13 protein-coding genes are annotated in these 14389 nt (G+C 71.8%); 7 read left to right on the plus strand and 6 right to left on the minus strand.

Going from position 1 to position 14389, the window contains the following annotated elements:
- Positions 1-12: 12 nt before the first annotated feature.
- A complete protein-coding gene (locus ACWD3I_RS44545) occupies positions 13-1116 on the plus strand; it encodes a DUF5937 family protein (RefSeq protein WP_266889288.1) in 1104 nt (367 codons plus the stop codon).
- 4 nt (positions 1117-1120) lie between these two features.
- Here the strand turns inward: ACWD3I_RS44545 and ACWD3I_RS44550 are convergent, their stop codons facing one another.
- The 3 genes from ACWD3I_RS44550 to ACWD3I_RS44560 form a co-directional block, all read right to left on the minus strand.
- Positions 1121-1753, minus strand: coding sequence for an AAA family ATPase (locus ACWD3I_RS44550; RefSeq protein WP_365404476.1), 633 nt, complete (start codon positions 1751-1753; stop codon positions 1121-1123).
- 48 nt (positions 1754-1801) lie between these two features.
- Positions 1802-2473 (minus strand): response regulator transcription factor, encoded by a 672-nt coding sequence (locus tag ACWD3I_RS44555; protein ID WP_365404473.1) that lies wholly within the window; start codon positions 2471-2473, stop codon positions 1802-1804.
- A gap of 93 nt (positions 2474-2566) precedes the next feature.
- Positions 2567-3766, minus strand: coding sequence for a sensor histidine kinase (locus ACWD3I_RS44560; RefSeq protein ID WP_365404470.1), 1200 nt, complete (start codon positions 3764-3766; stop codon positions 2567-2569).
- 118 nt (positions 3767-3884) lie between these two features.
- Here ACWD3I_RS44560 and ACWD3I_RS44565 point away from each other — a divergent pair, with 118 nt between their 5' ends.
- Positions 3885-4922 carry an SAM-dependent methyltransferase gene (locus ACWD3I_RS44565; protein ID WP_365404467.1) on the plus strand — a complete coding sequence of 346 codons (1038 nt, stop codon included), beginning with the start codon at positions 3885-3887 and terminating at the stop codon, positions 4920-4922.
- Here the strand turns inward: ACWD3I_RS44565 and ACWD3I_RS44570 are convergent.
- Positions 4887-6038, minus strand: a complete 1152-nt coding sequence (locus tag ACWD3I_RS44570; RefSeq protein ID WP_365404464.1) for an NADH-quinone oxidoreductase subunit D — start codon at positions 6036-6038, stop codon at positions 4887-4889. The two genes, ACWD3I_RS44565 and ACWD3I_RS44570, sit on opposite strands and share 36 nt — an antisense overlap.
- Positions 6039-6069: 31 nt before the next feature.
- Here ACWD3I_RS44570 and ACWD3I_RS44575 point away from each other — a divergent pair, with 31 nt between their 5' ends.
- Positions 6070-6573, plus strand: a complete 504-nt coding sequence (locus tag ACWD3I_RS44575) for a PH domain-containing protein (protein WP_365404461.1) — start codon at positions 6070-6072, stop codon at positions 6571-6573.
- The gene (locus ACWD3I_RS44580; protein WP_365404458.1) at positions 6570-7904 is read left to right on the plus strand and encodes a PH domain-containing protein; all 1335 of its coding nucleotides are present in this window, start codon (positions 6570-6572) and stop codon (positions 7902-7904) included. The genes ACWD3I_RS44575 and ACWD3I_RS44580 overlap by 4 nt, the downstream gene beginning before the upstream one ends.
- A gap of 99 nt (positions 7905-8003) precedes the next feature.
- Here ACWD3I_RS44580 and ACWD3I_RS44585 read toward each other — a convergent pair whose 3' ends face one another.
- The gene (locus ACWD3I_RS44585) at positions 8004-9356 is read right to left on the minus strand and encodes a hypothetical protein (protein ID WP_365404455.1); all 1353 of its coding nucleotides are present in this window, start codon (positions 9354-9356) and stop codon (positions 8004-8006) included.
- A 152-nt stretch (positions 9357-9508) separates the two neighbouring features.
- Positions 9509-10636: an alpha/beta hydrolase gene (locus ACWD3I_RS44590; RefSeq protein WP_365404452.1), complete on the minus strand. Its 1128-nt coding sequence runs from the start codon at positions 10634-10636 to the stop codon at positions 9509-9511.
- A gap of 232 nt (positions 10637-10868) precedes the next feature.
- On the opposite strand from ACWD3I_RS44590, the gene ACWD3I_RS44595 reads away from it, so the two are divergent.
- The 3 genes from ACWD3I_RS44595 to ACWD3I_RS44605 all read left to right on the plus strand — a co-directional run bounded on the left by ACWD3I_RS44595 (position 10869) and on the right by ACWD3I_RS44605 (position 14306).
- Positions 10869-12680: a phosphatidylglycerol lysyltransferase domain-containing protein gene (locus ACWD3I_RS44595; RefSeq protein WP_365404449.1), complete on the plus strand. Its 1812-nt coding sequence runs from the start codon at positions 10869-10871 to the stop codon at positions 12678-12680.
- An 85-nt stretch (positions 12681-12765) separates the two neighbouring features.
- Positions 12766-13806 (plus strand): dihydropteroate synthase, encoded by a 1041-nt coding sequence (folP, locus tag ACWD3I_RS44600; RefSeq protein ID WP_365404446.1) that lies wholly within the window; start codon positions 12766-12768, stop codon positions 13804-13806.
- Positions 13803-14306, plus strand: coding sequence for a nuclear transport factor 2 family protein (locus ACWD3I_RS44605; protein ID WP_365404443.1), 504 nt, complete (start codon positions 13803-13805; stop codon positions 14304-14306). The genes folP and ACWD3I_RS44605 overlap by 4 nt, the downstream gene beginning before the upstream one ends.
- The last annotated feature ends 83 nt before the right edge of the window (positions 14307-14389 follow it).

Below are 14389 nucleotides of genomic sequence, written 5' to 3' on the forward strand. Positions count from 1 at the left end.
CACCATGAGGTCATGAGCGTGCGCATCGACATCGCGGGGCTGCGGCCGGAGAGGGTCGCCGTCGTCCCCTCGCCCCTGGCCGAGCTCGGCATGGCGCTGCACGCACTGTCCGAGCCTGGCCACCATCCGGGGCTGCAGGGCTGGGTGACGGGTGTGCTGGCCCGCCTCGACCCGCATCTGGCCGACCGGATGTGCGACGCGGACTTCCTCTGGACGACGACGTTCGCGGACCTGTTCCTGCCGTACGCGGGTATCCCGGGCGGCGCCGCCCTCCCGGGAGCCACGCTCGCCGAGGAACTGGACCTGCTGGACAAGCTCACGGACGAGCAGTTCGTCAACGCGGCGCTGGAGTTCAGCTGCGCGACCTGCTACGACGTCGGAAGCGGCTGGCTCGTCGACGCCGAGCAGGGGCGGCGCGCCCTGGAGCTGGCCGCCGCGCGGGGGCCGCGGCAGGAGCGGTTCACCGAGCTGCTGCTGACCGACCCGCCGAAGATCCGGGCCTGGCTGCGCCAGTTCCTCCAGGACTGCGACGAGGCGTTCTTCGCGGAGACCTGGTCCCGGCTGCGCCACCAGCTCGCGGCGGACGCCCGCCACAAGACGGACCTCGTGCGCCGCAAGGGCCTCGCCGAGGCGCTGGCCGCCGCGTCCCCGGCGATCACCCTCGACGAGGGCGCCGCCGAGATCACGGTCGACAAGCTGAGCGTGGGCCGTACGACCACGGGGGACGGCCCCCTCATCCTCGTACCGACCAGTCTCGGCTGGCCCCACCTGGCCGTCCTGTACCGGCCCGGCTGGCAGCCCGTGGTGCACTACCCGGTCGGCTCCCCCGAACTCGCGGCGCCGCCCTCCGTCGAGCAGCTCGCCCTGCGCATGACCGCCCTGTCCCACCCCGTCCGGATGCGGATCTGCCGCCACCTGGCCCGCAGCGCCTGGACCACGAGCGAGCTGGCGCAGGCGCACGGGATGACGGCGCCCGAGATATCCCGGCATCTGAGCGTCCTGAAGAAGGCGGGCCTGATCACCACGCGCCGTCGCGGCCGGTACGTCCAGCACCAGCTGGACATCGCGGTCGTGGCCCGGCTGGGCAGCGACTTCCTGGAGGGGATCCTCAGGTAGCCGGTCAGTCGAACCGGATGTGCTTCACCCCGACCCGTACCTGCCTCAGCCGCGTCCGCAGCGCGCCCTCGTTGTTCGGCCGCAGCCTCAGCCCGGCCAGGACGGCGATGCGGTCGGCGGTCTTCGGCACGGTCGACTCGTCCGTCCACAGGTGCTCGGCGAACTCGGGCTCCCGCAGCCGCTCGAGACAGTGGTCGAGCTGCTGCACGGCCCAGGTCTCGCGTCCCAGACCGGCGTTCTTCCCGCCGACGTACTGAAGGAGGTGCCCGAAGCCACGCTCGCGCAGCCGCTTGACGACGGTCTCGCGCTGCGCGAGGAGTGTGAAGTGGCGTACGTCGTGGCCGAGTTCGCCCAGCCGACCCACGGTCTCCGTGAAACAGCCGGAGTCCGTGACCGTCATGGGGACGATCACCACGCCGTCATGCTTGGTGAGGGCGAGGTCGAGCACCTCGACGACGCCCTGCCGCCAGGCCTTCAAGTCCTGGAAGTCCCCGCGCAGTTCGGGTGGCAGCATGCGGCGCAGACCGAAGCCGGCGTGTTCGGGATCGCAGACGACACTGCCGGGCAGCCGCCGCTGGATCTCGTACGCCGTCTGTGTCTTCCCGCCCCCGAAGGGGCCGTTGATCCAGAGGAGCATGCGCAGACCCTAGTGGGCACGGGTTACGCGGGAGTCACGTCCCGCCGCTCAGCCGTGCCCGCCGGCCCGCACCAGCCCCGTCTCGTAGGCCAGGACCACCACCTGCACCCGGTCCCGGAGGCCGAGCTTGGTGAGGATGCGGCCCACATGGGTCTTCACCGTCGCCTCGGACAGGACGAGCCGGGCCGCGATCTCGCCGTTGGACAGACCCTGGGCGACCAGGATCATGACCTCGCGCTCGCGCTCGGTGAGCCGCTCCAGCTCCTTGTGCCGGGGTTCCTTGCCGGTGCTCGGCAGCATCGGCGCGAAGCGGTCCAGGAGGCGGCGCGTGGTCGAGGGGGCCACCACCGCGTCGCCGCTGTGCACCGAGCGGATGGCGGTGAGGAGCTCGCCGGGCGGCACGTCCTTGAGCATGAAGCCGGACGCGCCCGCCTTCAGCCCGGAGAAGGCGTACTCGTCGAGGTCGAAGGTGGTCAGGATCAGCACCTTCGGCGGGTTGTCCTCCTGGCAGATGCGGCGGGTGGTCTCCACGCCGTCGAGCTTCGGCATCCGGACGTCCATCAGGACCACGTCGACGGTGGTCGCGCGCAGCACTTCCAGGGCCTCGACGCCGTCGCCCGCCTCGGCGACGACCTCCATGTCCGGCTGGGCTGCAAGCACCATCCGGAACCCGGTGCGCAGCAGCACCTGGTCGTCGACGAGCATCACGCGGATCGTCATCGGGGTCCTCTTCCGTCTCTTTCAGGCTCTTGTGGCTCTGCTGATTGCGGTGGCGGGGTTGTTACAGGTGTCAACACAGGGCGTGCGTCGGCGTCAATGCGCCGGTTTGAGCGGGAGCAGCGCACTGATACGGAACCCTCCGCCGGGACGGGGGCCCGCGTCCAGAGTGCCGCCGACCATGCCGACCCGCTCGCGCATGCCGATCAGGCCGTGGCCCTGTCCGTCGGTGCCGCCCTCTTCGTACAGCTCGTGCGGGGCGCCCTTGCCGTCGTCCTCGACGAGCAGGCCGAGCCCGTCGTCGAAGTACACCAGGCGCACACTGGCGCCCGCGTTCGGCCCGCCGTGTTTGCGGGTGTTGGTGAGCGCCTCCTGCACGATGCGGTACGCCGTGAGCTCGACACCGCTCGGCAGCGGGCGTGGTGTGCCCTCCACCTTGAAGTCGACCGGCAGGCCGGAGGTGCGGCACTGCTCGACGAGGTCGTCGATCTGCTCGACGTCGGGCTGCGGGACGTACTCGCCGACCTCCTGGTGCTCACCGGTGCGCAGCACACCCAGCAGGCGGCGCATCTCTGCTAGCGCCTGACGGCCGGTGGAGGAGATCGTCTCCAGGGCCTTCTTCGCCTGGTCGGGCGCGGCGTCGAGGACATAGGCGGCGCCGTCGGCCTGCACCACCATCACCGAGACGTTGTGCGCGACCACGTCGTGGAGCTCGCGCGCGATCCGGGCGCGTTCGGCGGCCACCGCGACCTTCGCCTGCGCCTCGCGCTCCTTCTCGAGCCGGCTCGCGCGCTCCTCGAGCTGCGCGAAGTAGGCCCGCCGGGTGCGGATCGAGTCGCCGAGCACCCAGGCGAGGGCGAACGGCACCGTCAGGAAGATCGCCTTCGCGGCATTGCCCACCGCGCTCCCGTCCAGCGGCCAGCGCATCTGCGCCATCGGCGCGGCACACAGCCCCACGGCCAGCGCGAGCCGGGAGGACCATCGGGAGCCCGTCGCGGCCACCGTGTACACGATCACCAGCATCGCGAAGTCGGCGGCCATCGTCTGGACGTTCAGCGCCAGCTGCGTCAGACCGATCCCGACCGACAGCACCAGCATCTGCTCCGGCATACGGCGGCGCAGCGCGATCACCAGGCACAGCAGAAACGCGATCGGAACGATCAGCGCCGGGGAGTCGTTGCCCCGCACCGCCGAACTGGCGGTCCCGCTCAGCAGCGAGATCCCGAACAGGAAGACGGCCCAGAAGGTGTCGACCCCTGTCGGGTTTCTGCGGAGGAAGTCATAGAGGCGCTGCACGTAACCCAGCGTAGGGAAGCGTGAAGCGTGCAGGGGTCAACCGGAGGACCGATCCATGCCCGGCCCGCGTACTCCCCAAGGTGGAGGCCCCGTTCCCCTGTACGCCTAATCTGGCGGCGTGACGGACGACACGGCGGGCGGATGGCGTGGCTGGCGGACGGCCTCGGAGACCGCCCTGTACGGACCTGGGGGCTTCTATCACCGGCCCGAGGGACCGGCCGGTCACTTCCGTACGTCGGTGCACGCGTCGCCGTTGTTCGCCGAGGCCGTGGCGCGGCTGCTGGGCCGGGTCGACGAGGCCCTGGGCCGGCCCGCGACGCTCGACCTCGTCGACATGGCCGCCGGCCGCGGCGAGCTGGTCACCGGGGTGCTCGCCGCGCTGCCCGCCGACCTGGCCGCCCGCACGCGCGCGTACGCCGTCGAACTCGCCGCCCGCCCTGACGGCCTCGACCACCGGATCGAGTGGCTGACCGAGCCCCCGCGCGGGATCACCGGGCTGCTGTTCGCCAACGAGTGGCTGGACAACGTGCCCGTGGAGATCGCCGAGACGGACTCCGCGGGCGTGGCCCGACGGGTGCTCGTACGGCCCGACGGGACCGAGCGGCTCGGGGAGCCGTTCTCCGGCGCGGAGGCGCAGTGGCTCGCGCGGTGGTGGCCGCTGCCGGCCGAGGAGGGGCTGCGGGCGGAGGTGGGGCTGCCCCGGGACGAGGCGTGGGCCGCCGCGGTCGCGACGGTCGAACGAGGGCTCGCGGTCGCGGTCGACTACGCGCACGCGGTCGGCGCGCGCCCCCTCTTCGGGACGCTCACCGGTTTCCGCGCGGGGCGCGAGACGGCACCCGTACCGGACGGGTCGTGCGACATCACGGCGCACGTCGCGCTGGACGCGTGCGCGCTACCCGGGGGGCGCGTACTGACACAACGCGCCGCCCTGCGCGCTTTGGGGATCTCAGGCGCACGCCCCCCGCTCGCACTGGCCTCGACACAGCCCGCGGCCTACGTACGCGCCCTCGCGAGCGCCGGCGAGGCCGCCGAACTCACCGCACCCGGCGGCCTCGGCGACTTCGGCTGGCTGCTCCAGCCGGTCGCGGTACCGGACGCACCGGACACACCTCTCGGGGCGCTACTTGTCGATGTCCCCGACCACGAAGAACAGTGACCCCAGGATCGCGACCATGTCCGCGACCAGCGTGCCCGGGAGCAGCTCCACAAGGGCCTGGATGTTGTTGTACGAGGCCGAGCGGAGCTTGAGGCGGTACGGGGTCTTCTCGCCCTTGCTGACGAGGTAGTAGCCGTTGATGCCGAGCGGGTTCTCGGTCCACGCGTACGTGTGGCCCTCGGGCGCCTTCAGGACCTTCGGGAGCCGCTGGTTGATCGGGCCGGGCGCGAGGTCGGCCAGGCGGTCGAGGCAGGCGTCGGCGAGGTCGAGGGCGTTGTGGGTCTGCTCCAGGAGGACCTCGAAGCGGGAGAGACAGTCGCCCTCCTCGCGGGTCACCACCCTCAGGGTGTCCTTGAGCTCCTCGTACGCGAGGTACGGCTCGTCCCGGCGCAGATCGAAGTCGACCCCGCAGGCGCGCGCGATCGGCCCGCTCACGCCGTACGCGTGCACGGCCTCCGGCGTGAGCACGCCCACGCCCCGCGTGCGCCCCCGGAAGATCTCGTTGCCGAGCACCAGGTCGTCGTACACGTCCATCCGCGAGCGCACGGCGGCGACGGCGGCACGCGCGCGCGTGGCCCAGCCGGCCGGCAGGTCCTCCTTGAGGCCGCCGACGCGGTTGAACATGTAGTGCATGCGTCCGCCGGAGACCTCCTCCATGACGTTCTGGAGCACCTCGCGCTCCCGGAACGCGTAGAAGACCGGCGTGATACCGCCGAGTTCCAGCGGGTAGGAGCCCAGGAACATCAGGTGGTTGAGCACCCGGTTGAGCTCCGCGAGCAAGGTGCGCGTCCACACCGCGCGCGGGGGGACCTCCATGCCGAGCATGCGCTCCACGGCGAGGACCACGCCCAGCTCGTTGGAGAAGGCCGACAGCCAGTCGTGGCGGTTAGCGAGCATGATGATCTGGCGGTAGTCGCGCGCCTCGAAGAGCTTCTCCGCGCCCCGGTGCATATAGCCGATCACCGGCTCGGCGTGCTGGATCCGCTCGCCGTCCAGGACGAGCCTGAGGCGCAGCACACCGTGCGTCGACGGGTGCTGGGGCCCGATGTTGAGCACCATGTCGGTGCTCTCCGCGGCGCCGCCGATACCGACCGTGGTCTCCGTCGTGGGAGTCATGGACACAGTCTGTCCTACGTACGCTGACCTCATGGAGACCGGGAACGGGCAGGGCACGGGGACGGCCGAGGGCGAGCCGGTGTGGATCGGCCTGCCTCCGGGGCTGCTGCGGATGCGACGGCTGTTGCTGGTGGTGTGGCTGGGGCTGCTGACCGTGGCGGTTGGTGTGCTGCTGAATCTGTTCGCGGGCCCCGCCTGGGCCGCGTTCGCGCTGCTGCCGCTCGCCCTCATGGCGTGGGGCTGGGCGATGCTGGGCCGCAACTGGGCCTCCTGGCGGTACGCCGAGCGCGCCGACGACCTGCTGATCAGCCGGGGTGTGCTGTGGCGCGAGGAGACCGTCGTGCCGTACGGCCGGATGCAGCTGGTCGAGGTCACCTCCGGGCCCGTGGAACGGCACTTCGGGCTGTCCAGCGTGCAGTTGCACACGGCGGCCGCGGCGACCGACGCGACCATCCCGGGCCTGGAGCCGGCCGAGGCGGAACGGCTGCGCGACCGGCTCACCGAGCTCGGCCAGGCCCGATCGGCGGGCCTGTGACGACACCGGGCATCGACGACGACGTACGACAGAAGCCGCCCGTGACCGAGCGGCGGCTGCATCCCGTGACACCGCTCAGGCGGGCGTGGGCGCCCGTCGCGGTGCTCATCGGGTGGGCGGTGCACGACCCCGACCAGGCGCAGCGCCAGCTGACCCGGCTGACGCCCACGGTCCTGCTGATCGTCCTCGCCGTGTTCGTTCCCGCCGCCGCCCTCTACGGCTTCCTCACCTGGTGGTACACGCACTTCGCGGTGACCGAGGCCGAACTGCGGATCCGTACCGGCCTGGTGTTCCGGCGCACCGCGCACATTCGGCTGGAACGCATCCAGGCGATCGACGTCACCCAGCCGCTCCTCGCGCGCGTGGCGGGCGTCGCGAAGCTCAAACTCGACGTCATAGGCACCGACAAGAAGGACGAACTGGCCTTCCTGGGGGAGCGTGAGGCGCGGGTGCTCCGCGCGGAACTCCTCGCCCGCGCCGCCGGGTTCGCACCCGAGACAGCGCACGAAGTCGGCGAGGCTCCGGCGCGCGAGCTGCTGCGCACGCCCGCGCGCGACCTCGCGATCGCCCTCGTCCTGACGGGCGCCACCTGGGCCACGCTGGCCGCCGCCCTCGTCGTACCGCCCGTGCTGTGGTTCGCCACCCACAGCCTGTGGACGGTCCTCGCGACCGGCGTACCGCTGCTCGGCGCGGCGGGCGCGAGCAGCGTGGGGCGCTTCGTCGGCGAGTACGACTGGACCGTGGGCGAGTCGCCCGACGGACTGCGGATCGACCACGGGCTCCTGGACCGCACCCACGAGACGGTGCCGCCGGGGCGCGTGCAGACCGTGCGGATAGTGGAGCCGCTGCTGTGGCGGCGGCGCGGCTGGGTGCGGGTCGAGCTGGACGTGGCCGGGTCGTCCAACTCCGTGCTGGTGCCCGTTGCCCCGCGCGAGGTCGCCGAGGCGATCGTCGCGCGCGTACTGCCCGGCGTGGTCGTACCGCCCCTGTCGGCGCTGTCCCGGCCCCCGCGGCGCGCCGGGCGTTGCGTGCCGATGTGGTGGCGGGGCTACGGACTGGCCGTCACCGACGCGGTGTTCGCGGCCCGGCAAGGCCTGCTGCGCCGCAGCCTCGCCCTGGTCCCGCATGCGAAGGTCCAGAGCGTACGGCTCGCCCAGGGGCCCTGGCAGCGTCTCTGGCGGCTCGCCGACGTCCATGTGGACACCGGGGCCAACAAGACCGTCACAGCTCGTCTGCGGGACGTGGAGGAGGCCGCGGAACTGCTGCGGGCGCAGGCGGAGAGGTCACGGACGGGCCGGCGGGACGCCCGGCCCGACCGGTGGATGGCCTGACCGGGCCGGGCCGCTGGACGCCCGACCGGGCCGCGTCGGAGAAAGACGAGAACCGCGCGGCCCCCTCAGGAGTCCGCGCGGCTCTGGTCGACACGTCGTTCAGGAAACCGCGCTCCGCAGCCCCTCCACATCGATCTGCTCGGTCTCGTCGTGCGCCGTCAGGTCGATGACCTGGCCGATGCCCCGGGACTCCTCGTCCGCCGGCTTGAACTCCGCCTCGGACTCGGCCTTGTGGAGCGCGAGCGCCTCCTGGCCGACCACGTCGGCGAGGTCCTCGTTCTGCACGGACTCCAGCTCGGCGGACGTCTTCTGCATGCCGAAGAAGTCGAAGCCGCCCTCGACGGCGGCACGCCGCACGGGCGCGGCCGGCACGACGGCCACCGCGGTCGGTGCGACGAAGTGTCCGGAGGGCTGCTGCGCGGGCTTGGCCGGCGTGGTGGTGACGGCGGCCGCGCGCGTATGCCCGTCGACCGCCACGGGCTGCCCCTGCGCCTCGTCCTCCTGCGCGGCCTCCGCTCCGGAGTCACCGGAGGTGACCACCTGTGCGGCAACGGGACCGGCCTGTGCCGGGACGTCCTTCGCGGGTCCCTCGCCCTTCGGACCGCCGTCGCCGTCCGGGGAGCCGTCGTCCTTGGGGGACCCGTCGTCCTTGGCCGAGCCGTCCCTGGCCGAGCCGTCCCTGGCCGAGCCGTCCTTGGCCGAGCCGTCCTTCGTCGCGCCCTCCTTGGCCGAGGCCTCGGGAGCGTCGTCCGTCGTGGCACCCTCGCCGCCGTCGAACCGCGACAGCGCCGCCTTCGCCCGCAGGAACAGCTGGGAGCCCTCCGGCGAGAAGATCGCAGGCGCCTCGGGCTCGTCGTCGACGGGCTCGGCGCTCTCAGCGGCCTCGGCGCTCTCCACCGCCTCGTCCTCGGTCTCCACCGCCTCGTCCTCGGCCGGGGCAGCCACAGCCTCGGCCTCCTCGACGGCGACCGGCACCGGCGGCAGCGCGCGCGCCGGCGCCGCCTCTATCTCGAGCAGCCGGCGGCCCTCCAGGGCGCTCGCCCGCTCGGTCTCCGCCGTGGCGTACCGGCGCAGCAGTGCCGCGTGCTCGTTGCGCAGGCCCGCCAGTTCCGTGCGCTTGGACCGCAGCCGCTGCTCCAGCTTGCCGCGCAGTTCGCGCGACTCCTCGAGGTCGGTCTCCAGTTCGGCGACCCGTTCCTCGAATCGCCACTCGTCGCCCGCACGCGCACGTATGAGGTCGGCGACCTGCTTGCCGGCCTGCGTGTCCCAGCGGCGCATGACGGCCGCACCGACGACCGCCGTCGCCGCGGCGGCCGCGGCGACGACACGCAGCACGGCCGGCTGCGAGAACGCCCAGGGGCCGAATGCGCAGACGACGGAGACGCCTGCGATCGCCGACGGGGGAAGCAGCCTGTGCAAGGGCGGGGAATGGCGGTGACGTCCACGTGGCATGGCCAGAAACTTACCGCGCGTAGGCGAATCGTGGTGCCCCGGCCCGTAAAAACACAGCCATCCCGCAGCCTTCACACGACATCAGGAATCAGACCCGCCACCGAATTCGACAACAGGGACACGATCCTCCGACTCCACCGCAAGATCATTTGTCACCGATCGCTCAACCGCCCGCTGATCCACTGCAGCGTCGCCGGAATCTCCCGCCGCCAGGTGTTGAAGTTGTGCCCGCCGCTTTCGAGGATGATCGACGAGATGCGCGTCTGGTTCGTCGCCTTCACGCGGTCTATGAACTTCAGTGTGTCCTTGTAGTTCGCCTCACCGATCTTGCTGCTGCTGACGAGCAGTGAAGTGTCGGGCGCGGGCATGTGCTTGAGGTACCAGAACAGGTTCGCGCGATCGCGCAGCCCCTTGTCGCCCTGGAAGAGATCGCCGGTGGTGGGGTCGCTCGGCGCGTTGTAGTACGGCGAGAGGCCCGCGCCCGCGGCGTACACCTCCGGGTGGTGCATGGCGAGCTTCAGCGCGCAATAGCCGCCCGTGGAATCGCCGATGACGCCCCAGCTGCCCGGCTTCTTCCCCACCCTGTAGTGCGCGAGAACGGCGTCGGGCAGGTCCTTTGCGAAGAACGACTCCGTCTGGGGTCCGTCCGGAATGTCGACGCACTCCGTGTCCCGTGGCGGCGCCACCGTCGGCCGCATCATCACCAGGATCATCGGCTGCATACGGCCGTCCTTGGCGAGGTCCAAGGCCGTGCTCGGGTAGTGGAGTTTGTCGACCAGTGCCTGCGCGGTGCCCGGATATCCGGTGAGAACCACGGCGGCGGGAAACGTCCGCGCGCGGTACTGCGGCTGGAAGTACTCCGGCGGCAGGTAGACAAAGGCGGACGTGGCGATGTGCGTCGTACGGCCGACAATGGAGACCTTCTGGATCTGGCCGCCGTTCTGCGGTCGCGAGCTGCCCGCCTCCTTGACCCGCCGTATGTCCGTCACCTGGAGCGGGCCGCCCGAGCCGCCGTTCGCCGTGTGGTCCACGACCACCCCCTGCTCGTCCTCCTGCCCGAACAGGTCGGCCCAGCTGGCGTAGAACCCGAAGGCCTGGTTGGCGGCGAGCCCGACCGCCGCGAAGAGCGCCAGCTGGGTCGCGAGCAGCAGCCCCACCCGCCCGCCGACGGCCCGCCAGCTCCGCCGCGACAGCCGTGGCCACAGCCACACCGTGCCGACGAACAGCAGCACCGCCGACCCGACCGCCAGCACCAGCACGTTGTTCCCCGTGAGACCCATGGTTGGTTTCCTGCCTGCGCTTTCTCCCCGTGCCGGCGCACCCCGCGGATCTTCGCGAAGGCTTGTCCGGCCCTTTTCCCGGCCTTTGAACCGGCTTTGAGGAAGCGAGTGAACCTCTCCCTCGAAGACACCGTCCTAGAGGGCGCAATGTCGCCGGACGCCCGATGCGGGCCCGGATCCAAGGTCTCTCGCAGAACTACGGGATGCGATGTCTGTCAGGACAGATGTGGAAATGTCGGGTGGGGTTCCGAACCGATCACAGTGGGCACGGCACGCGCTGCGCGGCCCGCGCCCCGAAGCCGTCCCCGTCCTGGTCGCCAGAGCCTGCGCGATCGTGGGCCTGCTGGACATCGCCGCGGGCGTCTTCCCGCGCTTCCGGCACAGCCGTATGCACACCATGGCCGAGGTACTCCCGGGCGCGCTCGGTCCGTTCGCCGCGGCGCTCTCCCTGAGCACGGGCGTGCTGCTGCTCCTGCTCGCCCACGGCCTCAGGCGCCGCAAGCGGCGGGCCTGGCGGGCCGCCGTGGCCCTGCTGCCGGCCGGCGCGGTCGCACAGTTCACGTACCGCCACTCCCTGGTGGGCGCGCTCATCTCGCTCGCCCTGCTCGCGCCGCTGCTGATCCACCGCGACGAGTTCAGGGCGCTGCCCGACCCGCGCAGCCGTTGGCGCGCGCTCGCCAACTTCGTCCTCATGGGCGCCGGTTCGCTCGCGCTCGGACTGGTCATCGTCAGCGTCCACCCGAAGACGCTCGTCGGCGACCCGAGCCTGGCCGACCGCATCACCCACGTCCTGTACGGCCTGTTCGGCTTCGAGGGCCCCGTCGACTACCAGGGCAACACCTCCTGGACGGTCGCCTTCTCCCTCGGCGCCCTGGGCCTGCTCACGGCGATCACCACGATCTACCTGGCCTTCCGCCCCGAACACCCCGCCGCGCAGCTCACAGAGGACGACGAGGTCCGTCTCAGGACCCTCCTGGACAAGCACGGCGGCCGCGACTCCCTCGGCCACTTCGCCCTGCGCCGCGACAAGGCCGTCGTCTTCTCCCCCAGCGGCAAGGCCGCGGTGACCTATCGCGTCGTCTCCGGCGTGATGCTCGCCAGCGGCGACCCCATCGGCGACGTCGAGGCCTGGCCGGGCGCCATCGAGCGCTTCATGGACGAGGCGAAGGTCCACTCCTGGACGCCCGCCGTCATGGGCTGCTCGGAGACCGGCGGCGAGGTCTGGACCCGCGAGACCGGTCTGGACGCCCTGGAACTGGGCGACGAGGCGGTGGTGGACGTCGCGGATTTCTCCCTCGCCGGGCGCGCGATGCGCAACGTGCGCCAGATGGTCAAGCGCATCGAGCGCGCCGGTTACGAGACTCGCGTACGGCGCGTCCGTGACATCGGCGACGCCGAACTCGAACGCATCCGCCGCGCCGCCGACGACTGGCGCGGCACCGACACCGAGCGCGGCTTCTCCATGGCGCTGGGCCGCATCGGCGCCCCCACCGACGGAAACTGCCTGATCGCCACCGCCCACAAGGCGGACGCCGTGCCCGGTGAGTACGGCGACCTGAAGGCGATCCTGCACTTCGTCCCCTGGGGCACCGACGGCGTCTCCCTGGACCTGATGCGCCGCGACCGCTCCGCCGACCCCGGCATGAACGAACTCCTCATCGTGGCCGCGCTCCAAGCGGCGCCGAAGTTCGACATCGCGCGCGTGTCGCTGAACTTCGCCATGTTCCGCGCCGCCCTGGCACGCGGCGAGAAGATCGGCGCGGGTCCGGTGCTGCGCGCCTGGCGCGGGCTGCTGGTCTTCCTCTCCCGCTGGTTCCAGATCGAGTCCCTGTACAAGTTCAACGCGAAGTTCCAGCCCCGCTGGGAGCCCCGCTTCGTCGTCTACCGCGCCTCCGGCGACCTTCCCCGCATCGGCTTCGCCGCCATGCAGGCCGAGGGCTTCGTCAACCTCGCCCTCCCTCTGCCGCGCTTCCTGCGCCGCCGCCGGACCACCGCACGCGCGTGTGCCCACGCCGTCGGGGAAAGAGACGTCCGCGCGGTGTGACCTCGAAGGGCCCGGGACGCGGAGGGCGACCCCGCTCTCCGAGCCGGGCGGCCTTGCGGCTCCTCGCTGGGCCTAGGCTGAACGTATGAGCAAGCAGAGCGGACGCGGGCGCGTCGTCGGGCTGCCGGAATGGGACCGCTGCGCGGTCATGGGAGTCGTCAACGTCACCCCCGACTCCTTCTCCGACGGCGGCCGCTGGTTCGACACGACGGCCGCCGTCAAGCACGGCCTCGCCCTGGTCGAGGAGGGCGCCGACCTCGTCGACGTCGGCGGTGAGTCCACCCGCCCCGGCGCCACCCGCGTCGACGAGGCCGAGGAGCTCAAGCGCGTCATCCCCGTGGTCCGCGGCCTCGCCTCCGAGGGCGTCACCATCTCCGTGGACACCATGCGCGCCTCGGTCGCCGCACAGGCCCTCGCCGCCGGCGCCTCCCTCGTCAACGACGTCAGCGGCGGCCTCGCCGACCCCGCGATGATTCCCGTCGTCGCCGACTCCGGCGCCCCCTTCGTCGTCATGCACTGGCGCGGTTTCCTGGAGGGCGGCAACGTCAAGGGTGTCTACGCCGACGTCGTCGCGGAGGTCGTCGACGAACTCCACGCACGCGTGGAAGCCGTCCTCGCCGGCGGCATCGCCCCCGACCGCGTCGTCGTCGACCCCGGCCTCGGCTTCTCCAAGGACGCCGAGCACGACCTCGTCCTCCTCGCCCACCTCGACCGCCTGCTCACCCTCGGCCACCCCCTCCTCGTCGCCGCCTCCCGCAAGCGCTTCCTCGGCCGCGTCCTCGCCGGCCCGGAGAGCGCCCCGCCCCCCGCCCGCGAGCGCGACGCCGCGACCGCCGCCGTCTCCGCCCTCGCGGCACAGGCCGGCGCATGGGCGGTGCGCGTGCACGAGGTACGCGCGACGGCGGACGCGGTACGGGTCGCACGCGCCGTGGAAGGGGCGCGCACATCGGGCCGCGCGCCGGAGGCAGCTCACGCGAACGGGGCGACCACGACCGGCCACGCGCCCGGCGCGACCACCACGAGCCAGGCGCCCACGACCGACCCCACACCCCGCACGGACGCGACAAGCGAGGCGCACTCAGCGACGCGCACGCCGGGTCCCCACTCCCCCGAAGGCGACCAGTGAGCGCCCCCCACATCGACGTCGAGCAGGTGGAAGCCGCCAACACCACCTACTACGAGGCGATGGAGCGCGGCGACTTCGAAGAGCTGTCCTCCCTCTGGCTCACCCCGGCCGACCTCGGCGTCGACGAGGAGTACCACGATCCGGCCGACACCGGCGTGGTCTCCTGCGTGCACCCCGGCTGGCCCGTGCTCACCGGCCGTGGCGAGGTCCTCAGGTCGTACGCGCTGATCATGGCGAACACCGACTACATCCAGTTCATCCTCACCGACGTACACGTCTCCGTCACCGGCGACACCGCCCTCGTCAACTGCACCGAGAACATCCTCAGCGGCGGCCCCGCCCCCGAGGGCGGCGAGGAGCTCGGTCCGCTCGTCGGCCAGCTGGTGGTCGCGACCAACGTGTTCCGCCGCACCCCGTCCGGCTGGAAACTCTGGTCCCACCACGCCTCTCCCGTTCTGGCCGAAAACGACGAGGACGAACCGGACGACACACCCTCCTGAGCGGGTAGGCGCCCCACAGGGACCAAGAAGTGGTTGGAATCACGGACCCCGGGGTAGGGGCGGCTATCAACCCGTGAGCCACC

The organism is Streptomyces sp. NPDC002817, from assembly GCF_053592055.1.